This is a genomic window from Pseudomonas sp. DE0010 (assembly GCF_007680745.1).
Taxonomy (GTDB): Bacteria; Pseudomonadota; Gammaproteobacteria; order Pseudomonadales; family Pseudomonadaceae; genus Aquipseudomonas; species Aquipseudomonas parafulva_B.
In genome coordinates this window covers 18,419-34,052 of record NZ_VEJQ01000024.1, presented here as the reverse complement: position 1 = coordinate 34,052, position 15,634 = coordinate 18,419, and the positions used below count along the sequence as shown (strand labels likewise).

The window sequence follows — 15,634 nt, the reverse complement described above, 5'->3', positions numbered from 1 at the left end:
AAGTAGGCTACAATCCGCCCCCTTGTGTCCCGTTCAGTGATTTGAAGGAAAACCATGACGTTCAAGGCCCCGGACAGCCTCGCCGAGCAGATTGCCGATTACCTGGCCGAGCGCATCATCCGCGGTGAACTGGCGCCTGCAGAGCGTATCCAGGAACAGAAGGTGACCCAGGCGCTCAACGTCAGCCGGGGTTCGGTGCGCGAAGCGCTGCTGATCCTTGAACGTCGCCACCTGGTGGCGATATTGCCGCGCCGGGGCGCCCACGTCACCGAACTGGACGAGCGCAGCGTGCGCAGCCTGTGCACGCTCATGAGCGAGTTTTACATCCTGCTGGGCAACGCGGTTGCACAACGCTGGCGCAGCGAAGACGAACTGCGCCCGTTTCTGGACATTCAGCAGCGTCTGCATGTGGCGCATGCCGCACGCGACATCGAGGCGTTCGTGGCCGAGAGCTTCGAGGTGATGCGTGCTGCCTACCCCTTCGCCGACAACCCGTTCCTGCAGGAAACCGTCGAGAACCTGCAGCCAGCCATGAGCCGCGCCTATTACCTGTCCCTGGACCAGCGCCAGGCGAACATGGTCGACTACCTGGGCCTGTTCGGTCACTTGCTCGAGGCGGTGATGCTGCGTGACTTGCCGCGCATTCGTGAAGTACTTACCGCCTATGGCCAGCGCAGTTGCGAACTGGTACTGGCGGCGCTGGCCCGGCCCTGACCGATGCGCCTCAAATGCATCCGCCTGGCGGGGTTCAAGTCTTTCGTCGACCCCACCACCGTCAACTTCCCGAGCAATATGGCGGCGGTCGTGGGCCCTAATGGCTGTGGCAAGTCCAACATCATCGACGCCGTACGCTGGGTAATGGGCGAAAGTTCGGCAAAGAACCTGCGCGGCGAGTCGATGACCGACGTCATCTTCAACGGCTCCAGCGGCCGCAAGCCGGTCAGCCAAGCCAGCATCGAACTGGTGTTCGACAACAGCGAGACTACCCTTGTGGGCGAGTATGCCGCCTACGCCGAGATCTCGATTCGGCGCAAGGTGACTCGCGATAGTCAGAACAGCTATTACCTCAACGGCACCAAGTGCAGGCGTCGGGACATCACCGATATCTTCCTGGGCACAGGCCTTGGGCCTCGCAGCTACTCGATCATCGAACAGGGCATGATCTCCAAGCTGATCGAAGCCAAGCCCGAGGAACTGCGCAATTTCATCGAGGAAGCGGCGGGTATCTCCAAGTACAAGGAGCGTCGCCGCGAAACTGAAAACCGCATCCGCCGAACCCAGGAGAACCTGGCGCGCCTGACCGACCTGCGCGAGGAGCTGGAACGCCAGCTCGAACGGCTGCACCGCCAGGCCCAGGCGGCGGAGAAATACCGTGAATACAAGGCGCAGGAACGCCAGCTCAAGGCGCGCCTGGCGGCGTTGCGCTGGCGCGAGCTGGACGAACGGGTTCGTCAGCGTCAGTCGGTGATCGGTAACCAGGATGTGTCCTTCGAGGCGCTGGTGGCCGAGCAGCGCAATGCCGATGCCAGCATCGAGCGGCTGCGTGACGGTCATCATGAGCTGTCCGAGCGCTTCAACCAGGTGCAGGCCCGGTTCTACTCGGTGGCCGGCGACATCGCCCGGGTCGAGCAAAGCATCCAGCACGGCCAGCAACGTTTGCGCCAGTTGCAGGACGATTTCAAGGAAGCCGAACGCACGCGCCAGGAAACCGAATCGCACCTGGGGCATGACCGTACGCTGCTGGCAACCATGGCAGAAGAACTGGCCATGCTCGAGCCCGAGCAGGCGCTGACCCTGGCGGCTGCCGAAGAAAGCGCTGCCGTGCTGGAAGAGGCCGAATCAGGCATGCACGGTTGGCAGGAGCAGTGGGACACCTTCAACAGTCGCTCGGCTGAACCGCGTCGCCAGGCCGAAGTGCAGCAGGCGCGCTTGCAGCAGTTGGAAAGCGGCTTGGAGCGCCTGGCCGAGCGTCAGCGCAAACTCACCGACGAACAGGTGCAGTTGGGCGAAGACCCGCAAGACGCGGCCATGCTGGAGCAGGTTGAGCAGTTGGCCAGCAGCGAGGTGTCGCTCGAAGCACTGCAACTGGAGGAAGAGGAGGTTATCGAGCGCCTGGAAACGGTGCGCCAGGCGCTGCAGGAGGCCGGGCTGGCTCAGCAACAGGCCCAGGGTGATGTGCAACGCCTGGGCGGGCGCCTGGCATCGCTGGAAGCCCTGCAACAGGCAGCCCTGGACCCAGGTGCTGGTGTGGGCGAGTGGTTGCAGGGGCAGGGGTTGACAGACTGCCCCCGCCTGGCACAAGCGCTGCGCGTGGAGCCCGGGTGGGAGCTTGCGGTGGAAACCGTGCTGGGCGCCGATTTGCAAGCGGTGCTGGTGGACGACTTTGCACCGTTGGATCTGGCTGGCTTGCAGCAGGGCGATGTGAGCCTGCTGCTCGCAGCTTCCGCCAGCCAGGCGGTGCCTTCCGGCAGCCTGCTGGACAAGGTACAGGGCCCCGTCGACCTGGCGCCATGGCTGAGCCAGGTCAGGCCCGTGGAAGACCTGGCCGAGGCCTTGGCCTTGCGTGCTGCGTTGGGCGAAGGGCAAAGCCTGGTCAGCCGCGATGGCTACTGGGTCGCCCGCCACAGCCTTCGTGTGCGCCGCGGTGGCAGCGGTGAAAGCGGGGTGCTGGCGCGCGGTCAGGAGATCGAACGGCTCGAGCACAGTCAGCGTGAGCAGCACATCGCCCTGCAGCAGCTTGACCAGCAGCTGCACACCCTGCGTGAAAGGCAGCAGCACCTGGAAGCGCAGCGCGAGCAGGTACGCCGTCGCGCCCAGGAAGAAAGCCGCCTGCAGGCCGAACTCAAGGCCAGCTTGTCAGCCAACCGGGCCCGTGCCGAACAGGTCGCGTTGCGCCGCCGCCGTTTGGAAGAAGAGCTGGCTGAGCTCGACGAGCAGCGCGCCCTCGAGCATGAGCAACTGGGCGAAGCCCGTTTGCTGTTGCAGGATGCCCTCGAACTCATGGCCCAGGACACCGATCAGCGCGAAGTGCTGCTGGCCCAGCGCGACCGGCTGCGTGAGGGCCTGGACCGCATTCGTCAGGAAGCCAGGCAACACAAGGACCATGCCCACCAGCTGGCCGTGCGCCTGGGGTCGCTGCGCGCCCAGCATGACTCCACGCGTCAGGCCCTGGAACGCCTGGAACTGCAAGCGGCCCGGCTGAGCGAGCGGCAGGAGCAACTGAGTCTGAACCTGGAGGAGGGGGAGGCGCCGTTGGAGGAGCTGCGGCTCAAGCTCGAAGAGCTGCTGGAACGGCGCATGGGTGTCGACGAAGAAATGCGCCAGGCACGCCTGCAAATGGACGAGGCCGACCGCGAACTGCGCGATGCCGAAAAGCGCCGCACCCAGGCCGAGCAGCAGGCTCAGTTGCTGCGTGGTCAACTCGAACAACTGCGCCTGGAGTGTCAGGGTCTGGAAGTGCGGCGTACCACATTGCAGGAGCAGTTGCTCGCCGACGGTTACGACTTGCAGGGCGTTCTCGCCACGGTAGAGCCCGACGCTACCGAGGCCGGCACCGAGCAGGCCTTGGAGCAACTCGATGCCCGTATCCAGCGGCTGGGCGCGATCAACCTGGCCGCCATCGAGGAGTACGAACAGCAGTCCGAGCGCAAGCGCTACCTCGATGCCCAGGATGCTGACCTGGTCGAAGCGCTGGACACGCTTGAAAATGTCATTCGCAAGATCGACAAGGAAACCCGCCACCGCTTCAAAGATACCTTTGATCAGATAAATGCCGGATTGCAGGCACTTTTCCCAAAAGTTTTCGGCGGTGGCAGCGCTTATCTGGAACTGACGGGCGAAGATCTACTCGATACAGGGGTGACGATCATGGCGCGACCACCGGGCAAGAAGAACAGCACCATTCATCTGCTGTCCGGTGGCGAAAAAGCACTGACCGCCTTGGCGCTGGTGTTTGCCATCTTCAAGTTGAACCCCGCACCGTTCTGCATGCTCGATGAAGTCGACGCACCGCTGGACGATGCCAACGTCGGGCGGTATGCCCGGCTGGTGAAGGAAATGAGTGAGAGCGTGCAGTTCATTTACATCACGCACAACAAGATCGCCATGGAAATGGCCGACCAGCTGATGGGGGTCACCATGCACGAGCCGGGCTGTTCGCGCCTGGTGGCCGTGGATGTAGAGGCGGCCATGGCGATGGTCGATGCGTGAAACCTGTGGTCGAACGGCACAATCTTCATTGAAATGCCCCTGTCATGTGAGACAGACGGTGTAAAGTTGTCTTTGGTCGTGCTAGCTTTATGTCACTCGTTTTCTGCGTGGGTAAAACGCCTGTCAGAACATAGGCTTGGCGCCACGTGTTAAAGGCCTTTGAAGCCTTTGTTTTCAGCATATTCATTAGAGGCACGGGATTACATGGAAATCGGTCTGCGCGAGTGGCTGATCCTTATCGGCATCATTGTCATTGCCGGCATTCTTTTCGACGGCTGGCGCCGTATGCGCGGCGGCAAGGGTAAGTTGAAATTCCGTCTGGACCGCAGTTATGCCAATGCGGCGGACGATGAAGGCGGTGGTGCCGAAGTGCTCGGCCCACCCCGCGTGCTCGACACCCACAGGGAGCCTGAGCTGGACGAAAGTGATCTTCCGTCGCTCAGTGCCTCGGACCGGGACCGTGAGCGCGAACCCAAACCTGCCAAGGTCAGCAAGTGGCCCAAACGCCCGGCGGCTGCAGAAGCGCCGCGCGTTGACGCAGGCTTCAGCGCGCCTTCCCGTGAAGCGGATATCGTGATCGACGACGAGGACGACTTCGCGGCGGACAAGGGGCGTAGCCCATCCCCTGCAGCGGCCAACAACAGCGTCAAGGAGCTGCCGCCGGCCGAGGAAGTGCTGGTGATCAGCGTTATTTCCCGTGACGAGGGTGGGTTCAAGGGCCCGGCGTTGCTGCAGAACATTCTGGAAAGTGGCCTGCGGTTCGGCGAGATGGACATCTTCCACCGTCACGAGAGCATGGCCGGTCACGGCGAAGTGCTGTTCTCCATGGCCAATGCCGTCAAGCCTGGCATCTTCGACCTGGATGACATCGACCATTTCAGCACGCGTGCGGTGAGCTTCTTCCTCGGCCTGCCAGGCCCGCGCCATCCGAAGCAGGCCTTCGACGTCATGGTGGCGGCGGCTCGCAAGCTGGCCCATGAGCTCAACGGTGAACTCAAGGATGACCAGCGCAGCGTGTTGACGGCGCAGACCATCGAACACTACCGCCAGCGCATCGTGGAATTCGAGCGCCGTGCGCTGACCCAGAAGCGCTGATAAATCCAGACGAAGAGCAGCCTCGGGGCGTGCTGGTCGGTTCAGGCCTCTTGCTCATCGACTCGGCTTTCGGCAAGCGAGCCCGCTTCACGGTTTCACCGCAGCCTTTGAAGGCTGTGGCGAACCTGTGGAGCGGGCTCGCTGCCTAAGGCACAAGGCGATGACGAGACCTGGCTCTCCAGAGGCTGCCAGGCTGCTCTTTCGTTTTGCAAGAGAAGCCCAAAATGACCGCTGAAACCCGCATCCACGAACTGCGTGCCGAACTCGACCAGCACAACTACCGCTACTATGTGCTGGACGAACCCAGCGTGCCCGACGCCGAGTACGACCGGCTGTTCAACGAACTCAAGGCGCTGGAGGCCGAGCATCCCCACCTGGTCACGCCCGATTCGCCCACCCAGCGGGTAGGTGGGGCGGCCCTTGCCGCATTCAGCCAGGTTCGTCATGAGGTCCCCATGCTCAGCTTGGGTAATGCCTTCGAAGAGGCTGACCTGCGTGAGTTCGGTCGCCGTGTGACGCAAGGGCTGGACCAGCCAGGCGCGGTGGATTTCAGCTGCGAGCCCAAGCTCGATGGCCTGGCGGTCAGCCTGCTCTACCGTGACGGTCACCTGGTGCAGGGTGCCACGCGAGGCGACGGCACCACGGGTGAGGACATCAGCGCCAACGTGCGTACCGTGCGCAACATTCCCTTGAAGCTGCACGGGCAAGGCTGGCCTGCGGTGCTGGAAGTGCGGGGCGAGGTGTTCATGAGCAAGGCCGGCTTCGACCGGCTCAATGCGTCCCAGGCCGACCTCGGCGGCAAGACATTCGCCAACCCGCGCAATGCCGCGGCAGGCAGCCTGCGTCAGCTGGACTCCAAGATCACTGCCAGTCGCCCGCTGGAGTTCTGCTGCTACGGTGTCGGCCAGGTGTCCGCACCTGTGGCCGACAGCCATATCGCCACGCTGGAGCAGCTCAAGACATGGGGGTTGCCGATCAGTCGCGAACTCAAGCACGCGGCCGGCATCGAGCAATGTCTGGACTATTACCGCGACATCGGCGAGCGGCGTAACAGCCTGCCTTACGAGATCGATGGCGTGGTGTTCAAGGTCAACAGCCTGGCCGCACAGCGTGAGCTGGGTTTCCGTGCCCGGGAGCCGCGCTGGGCCATCGCCCATAAATTCCCGGCGATGGAGGAGCTCACCGAGGTGCTGGATGTGGAGTTCCAGGTGGGGCGTACGGGCGCGGTCACCCCAGTCGCCCGCCTGAAGCCGGTCAAGGTCGCCGGTGTCACGGTGTCCAACGCCACCTTGCACAACATGGACGAGATCGCTCGCCTGGGCTTGCGCATTGGCGATACGGTCATCATCCGCCGCGCAGGCGATGTGATCCCGCAGGTGATGCAGGTTGTGCTGGAGCGTCGCCCGGAAGGGGCGCGTGAAGTGCAGGTGCCCAGCCAGTGCCCGGTGTGCGGCTCGCATGTGGAGCGCACTCAGCTGGTCAAGCGCAGCAAGGGCAGGGAAGTGACCAGCGAGGGGGCCGTGTACCGCTGCGTCGGCCGCCTGGCCTGTGGGGCGCAGCTCAAGCAGGCGATCATCCACTACGTGTCGCGCCGGGCCATGGACATCGACGGGCTGGGTGAGAAAAGCGTGGAGCAGTTGGTGGACGAGGGCCTGATTGCCTCACCCGCCGACCTTTACACGCTCACGTTCGACCAAATCGTCGGCCTCGAAGGTTTTGCCGAAGTGTCCAGCCGCAAGCTGCTCGATGCCATCGCCGCCAGCAAGCAGCCGACTCTTGCCCGCTTCATCTATGCCCTGGGCATTCCCGATGTCGGTGAAGAAACCGCCAAGGTGCTGGCCCGCTCACTGGGCAGCCTGTCGCGCGTGCAACAGGCATTGCCGCAGGTGCTCACTTATCTGCCGGACATTGGCCTGGAAGTGGCCCATGAGATCCACAACTTCTTTGAAGACGAACACAACCAGAAGGTCATCCGCCAGTTGCTGGACAGCGGCATGCAGTTGCAGGACGAAGGCGAACTGGCCGCGGAGTTCGCCGCCAGTACCACCCTGGCCGACATGCTCGCCAAGCTCGACATCCCCTCGGTAGGGCCGACCGGCGCGCAAAAGCTGGTGGCGCGCCTGGACAACCTGGACAAGATCATCGCCGCCGACGGCATCGACCTGCGCCAGGCGCTCAATACGCGCCAGGCAGAGGCTGTACGCGCGTTTTTCAGGGATGAAGCCAACCAGCGTCTGGCCCATGCCATCGAGGCGCAGCTGCTGGCCTTCGGCATGCACTGGCGCAGCGAGAAGAAGGTGGCCGAGGGGCTGCCTCTGGCGGGCCAAACGTGGGTGCTGACCGGCTCCCTGGAACGCATGAGCCGCGACATCGCCAAGGAGAAGCTTGAAGGCCTGGGGGCGAAAGTGGCGGGGTCCGTTTCTGGCAAGACCCACTGCGTGGTGGCAGGGCCGGGTGCCGGGTCGAAGCTGGCCAAGGCCAGCGAGCTGGGCGTGAAGGTGCTCGATGAAGAGGCGTTCGTGGCGTTTCTTGCCCAGCAGGGCATCGAGGTCTGATAACCCTGGAGCCGTGTTGGCCCGGTGCGTGATTGTCGGCACTTGGCCATCTTGGCGTGCGGGGGTGGCTGGCGAGGTGTTTGACCGCGTGGCGCGCGCTAGCCAGACAAGTCATTGAGAAATGATGACTTTTTCTGCTGCAGAGGTTGTATCTGGGCTCAGGACCGGTACAATGGCGCCACTCGCTGTTCAGCGAGACATGTAGTGGTGGCCCTGTCGGTCCTCCCGCATTGATTACCCGTTAACCTGGTCAGGCCCGGAAGGGAGCAGCCATAGCGGGAACATCGAGTGCCGGGGTGTGGCTGGCGGGGCCGCCTCCATTTCAGGCCCTGAATTCTCCAAGGCCAAGCGCTTGGCCACTCAGGCTTTGCCGTTTCTGTCGTAAGTGCAGCCCGAACACCACCTTGCGAATACTGGCTCTAACGCTGCGCACACTATCGCACACGCAGCATCAGGTGCTGGCGTTACTGCGATTTTGCCAACTTGCACTTTTGCAGATGGGCCTGGCCCACGCTTTCAGGCACCACCTCCAACTTCGCACCACCGACGAAAACGCCCACTTTGATTGATTGGCGGATGTAGTAATTCTTCCCGCCTACCGCCATCAGGTCGATGACATTGTCACTGAACTCCGACTCAGTGCCGATCTTGTGCAGCCCTGGGGTGACCAGGCGGTAGAAGTAGACCCGATTTGCAGTTTGTCCCACGATCTTGCCGTCGACAGTGACGATTTTCTTCAGGGCTTTGCCGACGAAGTTATCACGGTAGATATAGAGGCCGGCCTGATCTGCGGGCGGTGCTGCAAAAGTCTTGAGCGCTGCGTCAGCTTCAGGGCTCTCCATGGGTACCGAGGCGCAGCCCGTTAAAATGGCGAGGCTGATGGCAGTAGCGAACAGCTTGATGCGAGACAGCATCGAGATTTCCTTGTCGATAATGAATGTTGAATGATCAGCGCTTCGCTCCATCATTAATATCATTATGCCATGTTGCCTCGCGGTGCATCGAGGCTTGAGTACAAAGCGCTTTGGGCGTTGCACTCAGGGGGTATGCAGGTGAAACCGACTTTGGCAGTTGTCGGCAGTATTCAGCACCTAGGCTCTGTGTGAAAAGCCTTGATACTCGGTGATGCTGCGTTGAAAACAGCCTCGGAATGCTCATTTACAACCCGTAAACTCCGCTTCCTCGGCTGTTTTCGCCTTGCCTGACCTTCGTCTCAAGACTTTTCACACAGAGCCTAGGTTTGCCCGCTGAAGGGGTTGCCCCTTTCAAGCCGCGCAATACATTCGAATGTGCTGACCGTGCTGAGGCCACTGCCATCAACCGGCGAAACCTCGGGCAAGCCAGATGATCGTCGGCAGGGCACTCAGCCGCGTGGCGCAAGCCTTTGCTCATGGCCTGCAACGTCTTGATCCGGCTGTCGAGCTCATCGGCCTTGGCCAGCAGTTGACCACGGTCGACCTTCATGTCCACCAGCAGGGTGCTGATTTCGTCCAGCGAAAAACCGGCGGCCTGGCCCAGCGCTATCAATGCGAGCCTCTCAGTCACGTCAGCCGAAAACTGCCGGCGTTGGCCAGGCTCGCCACGCGCTGTAAGTAGACCCTTCTTCTGGTAATAACGCAGCGTTGAAGACGGCACGCCCGTGCGCCTCGCCACATCGGCAATGTCCATGTACAAGTCCTTGACTTGAAGTTGACTTCAACTTGCATGCTGACCGGCGTATCCGACAACGTCAAATCAGAGGGAGCGTCATGGGCATCAGCGAACAGTGGATTGCAGCAATAGGCATCGGCGTCGGGGCCACACTTTTCATGGACGGCTGGTCGGCGGTCTCCAGGCGCCTGGGCGTTAGCACGCTCGATTACGCCTTGGTGGGTCGCTGGGCGGGGCATGCACTGCGAGGGCGCTGGCGCCACCAGGCAATCCGTCAGGCCCCGCCCATCAAGCATGAGCGGATCTTGGGCTGGACGCTGCACTACGTCATTGGCGTGGCGTTCGCGATGCTGCTGGTCATCACGGCGGGCACCCCCTGGCTGAGCGCCCCGACCCTGTGGCCGGCATTGGCTGTGGGCTCAGGTACGGTACTGGCGCCCCTGTGCCTGATGCAGCCTGCCATGGGCATGGGCTTTTTTGCTTCACGCATGCCCAGCCCCTGGCGTGCGCGGTTCAAGAGCCTGGTGAACCACCTGGTATTCGGTATCGGGATGTACGTGACGGCCTTGGCGCTGTAGGTGTCAGGTCTCCGTCCCGGCGGGTTGGGGCTCTTCGGTGCTGCCGTAGCGTTGCAGCAAGCGCTCCATCTCCCCGCTCTGCTTGAGGCGCACCAATGCGCGCAGAAGCGCTTGGGCGGGGATATCAGGGTCGTTGCGTACCAGACAGCCCAGGTCCTGTTCGTCCAGCACCGCCAGTGGCTGCAGTTGCGCATGGCGCTGGTGGTTGAACCAGCGCAGTGACAGTTGGTTGCTGACGGCATAGCGATACCGTCCCGCTTGCAGCTTCTGCAGGGCCAGCTCCTGGCTGCGGCTGTCCTCCCGGTAAAGGCGGTGTGCCGCCAGCAGGGGTTCAAGCGTGGTGTAGGTGTAGCCCAGGACGGTACCGATGGGCTGGGGTGACAACCGTTGCGGCGAAATCGGGCCGCCTTCGCCTAAGCGGCCTACCAGTACATCGCGCTGGTGAATCAGCGGCACGCTCCAGATGAAGTCCTTCGGCCGCGCCATCAGCCACTGATCGCTGACATAGCAACGTACATCGATATCACCCTGGTTCATCGCCTCCTCGAGGCGCATTCGAGCCATCACATGATATTCGGCGCGTGCACCGGCTTGCTCGGCGGCTGCCTGCATCACATCGAACAACAGGCCCTCGACCGGCTGGCCGTTCTCGATGCGAATCAGCGGCATGCTCCAGCTCTCGGCCACCGAAAAACGCAGTACCGGCTGTTCAGCCAGGCTGTGGGCCGACCAGAAAAGAAGCAACGTCAGCAGGGTCCGCACCGCAGGTCCTCCATGATCCGCTGTCCATCGTCGCGCCCGGCCAGTCAGGCAGTGCAATTTTGCCCCCGCTCCGCTAGCATTAGCGATCTTCCGCTCGATCAGGCTACGATGGTTTTTCGATGAGTTATCAGGTTCTTGCACGTAAATGGCGTCCGCGCTCGTTTCGCGAAATGGTCGGCCAGGCCCATGTGCTCAAGGCCTTGATCAACGCGCTGGACAACCAGCGCCTGCACCATGCCTACCTGTTCACCGGCACGCGCGGTGTAGGCAAGACTACCATCGCGCGCATCATCGCCAAATGCCTGAACTGCGAAACCGGCATTACCTCCACGCCCTGCGGTACCTGCTCGGTCTGCCGGGAAATCGATGAAGGGCGTTTCGTCGACCTGATCGAGATCGACGCCGCCAGCCGTACCAAGGTCGAGGATACCCGCGAGCTGCTGGACAATGTCCAGTACGCGCCGAGCCGTGGTCGCTTCAAGGTCTACCTGATCGACGAAGTGCACATGCTCTCGACCCATTCCTTCAACGCGTTGCTCAAGACGCTGGAAGAACCACCGCCCTACGTCAAGTTCATCCTCGCCACCACCGACCCGCAGAAACTGCCGGCTACCATTCTGTCGCGCTGCCTTCAGTTCTCCTTGAAGAACATGAGCCCGGAGCGTGTGGTCGAGCACCTGAGCCACGTGCTCGAGGCCGAGAACGTGCCGTTCGAAGCCGATGCGCTGTGGTTGCTCGGCCGTGCGGCCGACGGCTCGATGCGCGATGCCATGAGCCTGACCGACCAGGCCATCGCCTTCGGTGAAGGCAAGGTGCTGGCTGCCGATGTGCGTGCCATGCTCGGTAGCCTGGACCACGGCCAGGTGTACGGGGTGCTGCAGGCATTGCTCGAAGGGGATGCACGCGCACTGCTCGAAGCCGTGTGCAACCTGGCCGAGCAGGGCCCGGACTGGGCCGGGGTGCTGGCCGAAATGCTCAACGTGCTGCACCGCGTGGCCATCGCCCAGGCCTTGCCCGAGGCGGTGGACAACGGCCAGGGTGACCGGGAGCGCGTGCTGGCCCTGGCTGCTGCCTTGCCGGCCGAAGACGTACAGTTCTATTACCAGATGGGCCTGATAGGGCGGCGTGACCTGCCCTTGGCGCCCGACCCGCGTGGTGGCTTCGAAATGGTACTGCTGCGCATGCTGGCGTTCCGCCCGGCCGATGCGGACGGGGCCCCGAGGCCGGTGCTAAAGCCAGTGGGGATCAGCCAGGCCACAGCTGATTCCGTCGAGCCGGTGGCGCCCCCGGCAGCGGTTGCCCAACCGGTAAGCGAACCGGTTGCGTCGGCGCCGCCAGCGCCCGTGATCGAGGTGCCTGCGCCGGCAACGGCCGACCATGAACCCGAAGCTGAGCGTGACCGCGAACTCGAGGCGGAAATCTCCGCCATCTCGGTGCCTGAGCCCATTGCGCCAGTTGTCGATCTGCCATGGGAAGAGCCTGCCGCACCGGCCGTGCCGGAGCCCCAGCCGGCCCCAGCACCCGTTGCTGCAAAACCTGCGCCTGCCCAACAGGCGCCAGCCCACGATGACGTGCCCCCGTTCGATCCAGGTGCGTACGCGTCGGTGGGCATGGACCGCGACGATGAGCCGCCGCTCGACGAAGACTACTATGCTGGCGAAAGCGATCCGGTGGGCTTCAGCTACCTCGATGAGCTGGCCGAGCACGTCCAGGAGCAGCCCCAGGCCCCCGCCGAGCCGCTGCCCGCTGCCAAGCCGGCGACCGGGTTGGCCTTGCAATGGCTGGAATTGTTCCCGCAGTTGCCTGTCTCTGGTATGACGGGCAACATCGCGGCCAACTGCACGTTGATCGCCGCCGACGGTGATGACTGGCTCCTGCACCTGGACCCGGGGCAAGGCGCGTTGTTCAACGCCACCCAGCAAAGGCGCCTGAACGAGGCGCTCAACCAGCACCTGGGGCGTACGTTGAACCTGCGCATCGAGCTGATCCGTCCCGAACAGGAAACGCCAGCCCAGGCCGCGGCCCGCAAGCGCCTTGAACGCCAGCACGAAGCCGAGGCGTCAATCGAGCACGACCCGCTGATCCAGCAGATGATCAAGCTGTTTGGCGCCAAGGTGCGGCACGATACTATTGAGCCTGTAGAGGCCCTGGCCAGTCAGGGCCAGTAACGGATAACCATGCGGCCAGCCTAGTGCCAGGCCGCATCACATGACCCAATCGAGGTATTCCCCATGATGAAAGGTGGCATGGCCGGCCTGATGAAGCAGGCCCAGCAGATGCAGGAAAAGATGCAGAAAATGCAGGAAGAGCTGGCCAACGCAGAAGTCACCGGCCAGTCCGGCGGTGGTCTGGTCAGCGTGGTGATGACCGGCCGCCACGACGTCAAGCGTGTGAGCATCGACCAGAGCCTGATGTCGACCGAAGAAGACGACAAGGAAGTACTTGAAGACCTGATCGCTGCAGCCCTGAACGATGCCGTGCGCAAGATCGAACAGAGCAGCCAGGAAAAGATGGGCGGCATGACCGCTGGCATGCAGCTGCCGCCAGGCTTCAAGATGCCGTTCTGAGCATTTGCGCGCCGACGAACCGTCGCTGGTAACAGCGGCGGTTTTTTTATGGCCGCCGTGCCGATTTGACGCCACTCCCCATGGTGGGTATAAACCGCCTCTTAATGACTTGTCAGGCGTTTCCCATGAGCTTCAGTCCTCTCATCCGCCAGCTGATCGACGGCTTGCGCATTCTGCCCGGCGTTGGCCAGAAAACGGCACAGCGCATGGCCCTGCAATTGCTGGAGCGTGACCGCAGCGGGGGGCTGCGGCTCGCCCAGGCGCTGACCCAGGCCATGGAAGGGGTAGGACATTGCCGTCAATGCCGCACCCTGACCGAACAGGACCTCTGCCCCCAGTGCGCCGACCCACGGCGTGACGACACGCAACTGTGCGTGGTCGAAGGCCCGACGGATGTCTATGCCGTCGAGCAGGCTGGCTATCGCGGGCGTTATTTCGTGCTCAAAGGGCATCTGTCGCCGCTCGACGGACTGGGCCCGGAGGCGATCGGCATTCCCCAGCTGATGGCACGCATCCAGGAGCAGGGCACCTTCACCGAAGTCATTCTTGCCACCAATCCCACGGTGGAAGGTGAAGCCACGGCGCACTACATTGCCCAGTTGCTGGCTGAAAAGGGTCTGGTCGCCTCGCGTATCGCCCATGGCGTGCCCTTGGGCGGCGAGCTGGAGCTGGTGGACGGCGGCACGCTGGCCCATGCCTTTGCAGGGCGTCGTCCTATTTCGCTCTGAGGCAGCGATCGGGTTCGACTGGCAGTGCCGTGACATAGGGGTTCCAGCGGCGAAGCTGATCCCGCACCCCATCGCCGCCCATCCGCCCCCCCCTCAGCGCTCGCTGAGGGAAAACTCGGTCAGGCAGAAGGTCGGTACGCCCGCCGCCTGCAAGCGGCGCGAGCCGTCCAGCTCGGGGAGGTCGATGATGGCTGCCGCCTCGAACACCTGCGCACCCGTACGGCGCACCAGGTTGGCGGCGGCCAGGAGCGTACCGCCGGTGGCGATCAGGTCGTCGAAGATCAGTACCGAGTCGCCCTCGCACAGGCTGTCGGCGTGCACTTCCAGGAAGGCTTCGCCGTACTCGGTCTGGTACCCCTCGCTGAGCACGTCAGCGGGCAGCTTGCCTTGCTTGCGGAACAGGATCAGGGGTTTGTTCAGCTGGTGGGCGATGATCGAACCGATCAGAAAGCCACGCGCGTCCATGGCGCCGATGTGGCTGAACTCGGCCTCGACATAGCGCTCGATGAACTGATCGGCCACATAGCGCAGCCCGCGCGGCGACTGGAACAGTGGGGTGATGTCGCGGAAGATCACGCCCGGCTTGGGGAAGTCCACTACCGGACGGATCAGGGCTTTGAGGTCGAAGGCGTCGCTGTGCATTGTTGCAGGTATCCTGGGAAAACGAATGGCCCAGTATACCTGCTAATGCAACCCTCAGGCCTCCATTGCCCCACCGGCCAGCGCGCAAAGCTGGATCGGGTCGAGGATATGCACTTCCTTGCCTTCGGCGCGCAGCAGGCCATTCTGCTGGAAGCGGGTGAACACGCGCGACACGGTTTCCACCGCCAGACCCAGGTAGTTGCCCATCTCGTTGCGCGACATGCTCAGGCGGAACTGGTTGGCCGAATAACCACGGGCACGAAAGCGCGCCGACAGGTTGACCAGGAACGTCGCGATGCGCTCATCGGCGGTCTTCTTCGACAGCAGCAGCATCATCTGCTGATCGTCGCGAATTTCGCGGCTCATCACGCGCATCAGCTGGCGACGCAGCTGCGGCAACTGCACCGACAGCTCATCCAGGCGCTCGAACGGAATCTCGCAAACGGATGTGGTTTCCTGGGCCTGGGCCGACACCGGGTATGCCTCGGTGTCCATGCCGGACAGGCCCACCAGCTCGCTGGGCAGGTGGAAACCGGTGATCTGCTCTTCGCCGCTGTCGCTCAGGCTGAACGTTTTCAGGGCGCCGGAGCGTACGGCATAGACCGAGCCAAAATTATCCCCTTGGCGGAACAGGAACTCGCCTTTCTTCAGAGGGCGACCTCGCTTGACGATTTCGTCCAGTGCGTCCATGTCTTCCAGGTTGAGTGAAAGGGGCAGGCACAGGGGGGCCAGGCTGCAATCCTTGCAATGGGCCTGGCTGTGTGGGCGCAGTTTGACTGGCTCGGACATTTGACTCGATCCTTGTGGGAAAGCACACATAAGTCGTAAGGGTAACCCACGACATAGGG

Annotated in this window: 13 protein-coding genes and 1 other RNA gene; 9 read left to right on the top strand and 5 right to left on the bottom strand. The window is 62.8% G+C overall.

Annotated elements, in window-relative coordinates; genetic code table 11:
- Positions 1–54 precede the first annotated feature (54 nt).
- The 5 genes from FS767_RS17430 (at position 55) to ffs (ending at position 8,170) form a co-directional block, all read left to right on the top strand.
- Positions 55–714 (top strand): GntR family transcriptional regulator, encoded by a 660-nt coding sequence (locus FS767_RS17430; RefSeq protein ID WP_144967043.1) that lies wholly within the window; start codon positions 55–57, stop codon positions 712–714.
- Between the two features lie 3 nt (positions 715–717).
- The gene (gene smc, locus FS767_RS17425) at positions 718–4,209 is read left to right on the top strand and encodes a chromosome segregation protein SMC (RefSeq protein ID WP_144967042.1); all 3,492 of its coding nucleotides are present in this window, start codon (positions 718–720) and stop codon (positions 4,207–4,209) included.
- Positions 4,210–4,413: 204 nt separating this feature from the next.
- On the top strand, positions 4,414–5,304 hold the full coding sequence (gene zipA / locus FS767_RS17420) for a cell division protein ZipA (RefSeq protein ID WP_058604802.1): 891 nt from the start codon (positions 4,414–4,416) through the stop codon (positions 5,302–5,304).
- Positions 5,305–5,528: 224 nt separating this feature from the next.
- Positions 5,529–7,859 carry an NAD-dependent DNA ligase LigA gene (gene ligA, locus FS767_RS17415; protein WP_144967041.1) on the top strand — a complete coding sequence of 777 codons (2,331 nt, stop codon included), beginning with the start codon at positions 5,529–5,531 and terminating at the stop codon, positions 7,857–7,859.
- A gap of 214 nt (positions 7,860–8,073) precedes the next feature.
- Positions 8,074–8,170: signal recognition particle sRNA small type (gene ffs / locus FS767_RS17410), an RNA gene on the top strand.
- A gap of 153 nt (positions 8,171–8,323) precedes the next feature.
- Here the strand turns inward: ffs and FS767_RS17405 are convergent.
- Together FS767_RS17405 and FS767_RS17400 are read right to left on the bottom strand one after the other, a co-directional pair.
- Positions 8,324–8,773 carry a DUF2846 domain-containing protein gene (locus FS767_RS17405; protein WP_144967040.1) on the bottom strand — a complete coding sequence of 150 codons (450 nt, stop codon included), beginning with the start codon at positions 8,771–8,773 and terminating at the stop codon, positions 8,324–8,326.
- Positions 8,774–9,017: 244 nt separating this feature from the next.
- Positions 9,018–9,527 (bottom strand): helix-turn-helix domain-containing protein, encoded by a 510-nt coding sequence (locus tag FS767_RS17400; protein WP_144967039.1) that lies wholly within the window; start codon positions 9,525–9,527, stop codon positions 9,018–9,020.
- 80 nt (positions 9,528–9,607) lie between these two features.
- On the opposite strand from FS767_RS17400, the gene FS767_RS17395 reads away from it, so the two are divergent.
- The gene (locus FS767_RS17395) at positions 9,608–10,087 is read left to right on the top strand and encodes a DUF2938 domain-containing protein (RefSeq protein WP_144967038.1); all 480 of its coding nucleotides are present in this window, start codon (positions 9,608–9,610) and stop codon (positions 10,085–10,087) included.
- Positions 10,088–10,090: 3 nt separating this feature from the next.
- Here the strand turns inward: FS767_RS17395 and FS767_RS17390 are convergent, their stop codons facing one another.
- Entirely contained in the window at positions 10,091–10,849 is a 759-nt protein-coding gene (locus FS767_RS17390; protein WP_144967037.1) for an ABC transporter substrate-binding protein, read from the bottom strand.
- A 119-nt stretch (positions 10,850–10,968) separates the two neighbouring features.
- On the opposite strand from FS767_RS17390, the gene dnaX reads away from it, so the two are divergent.
- The 3 genes from dnaX (at position 10,969) to recR (ending at position 14,144) form a co-directional block, all read left to right on the top strand.
- Positions 10,969–13,017 (top strand): DNA polymerase III subunit gamma/tau, encoded by a 2,049-nt coding sequence (gene dnaX / locus FS767_RS17385; RefSeq protein ID WP_144967036.1) that lies wholly within the window; start codon positions 10,969–10,971, stop codon positions 13,015–13,017.
- Between the two features lie 63 nt (positions 13,018–13,080).
- Positions 13,081–13,416, top strand: a complete 336-nt coding sequence (locus FS767_RS17380; RefSeq protein ID WP_023535908.1) for a YbaB/EbfC family nucleoid-associated protein — start codon at positions 13,081–13,083, stop codon at positions 13,414–13,416.
- Between the two features lie 125 nt (positions 13,417–13,541).
- Positions 13,542–14,144, top strand: coding sequence for a recombination mediator RecR (gene recR, locus FS767_RS17375; RefSeq protein WP_023535938.1), 603 nt, complete (start codon positions 13,542–13,544; stop codon positions 14,142–14,144).
- A 93-nt stretch (positions 14,145–14,237) separates the two neighbouring features.
- Here recR and FS767_RS17370 read toward each other — a convergent pair whose 3' ends face one another.
- Both FS767_RS17370 and fnrA read right to left on the bottom strand, forming a co-directional pair.
- Entirely contained in the window at positions 14,238–14,786 is a 549-nt protein-coding gene (locus tag FS767_RS17370; RefSeq protein ID WP_023535921.1) for an adenine phosphoribosyltransferase, read from the bottom strand.
- A gap of 54 nt (positions 14,787–14,840) precedes the next feature.
- A complete protein-coding gene (gene fnrA, locus FS767_RS17365; protein WP_027916015.1) occupies positions 14,841–15,575 on the bottom strand; it encodes a Crp/Fnr family transcriptional regulator FnrA in 735 nt (244 codons plus the stop codon).
- Positions 15,576–15,634: the final 59 nt, after the last annotated feature.

Coding starts and splice junctions, on each gene's coding strand:
- recR (WP_023535938.1), top strand. CDS start 13,542: ATGAGCTTCAGTCCTCTCATCCGCCAGCTGATCGACGGCTTGCGCATT.
- zipA (WP_058604802.1), top strand. CDS start 4,414: ATGGAAATCGGTCTGCGCGAGTGGCTGATCCTTATCGGCATCATTGTC.
- FS767_RS17380 (WP_023535908.1), top strand. CDS start 13,081: ATGATGAAAGGTGGCATGGCCGGCCTGATGAAGCAGGCCCAGCAGATG.
- FS767_RS17395 (WP_144967038.1), top strand. CDS start 9,608: ATGGGCATCAGCGAACAGTGGATTGCAGCAATAGGCATCGGCGTCGGG.
- ligA (WP_144967041.1), top strand. CDS start 5,529: ATGACCGCTGAAACCCGCATCCACGAACTGCGTGCCGAACTCGACCAG.
- dnaX (WP_144967036.1), top strand. CDS start 10,969: ATGAGTTATCAGGTTCTTGCACGTAAATGGCGTCCGCGCTCGTTTCGC.
- FS767_RS17370 (WP_023535921.1), bottom strand. CDS start 14,786: ATGCACAGCGACGCCTTCGACCTCAAAGCCCTGATCCGTCCGGTAGTG.
- FS767_RS17405 (WP_144967040.1), bottom strand. CDS start 8,773: ATGCTGTCTCGCATCAAGCTGTTCGCTACTGCCATCAGCCTCGCCATT.
- FS767_RS17430 (WP_144967043.1), top strand. CDS start 55: ATGACGTTCAAGGCCCCGGACAGCCTCGCCGAGCAGATTGCCGATTAC.
- fnrA (WP_027916015.1), bottom strand. CDS start 15,575: ATGTCCGAGCCAGTCAAACTGCGCCCACACAGCCAGGCCCATTGCAAG.
- smc (WP_144967042.1), top strand. CDS start 718: ATGCGCCTCAAATGCATCCGCCTGGCGGGGTTCAAGTCTTTCGTCGAC.
- FS767_RS17400 (WP_144967039.1), bottom strand. CDS start 9,527: ATGGACATTGCCGATGTGGCGAGGCGCACGGGCGTGCCGTCTTCAACG.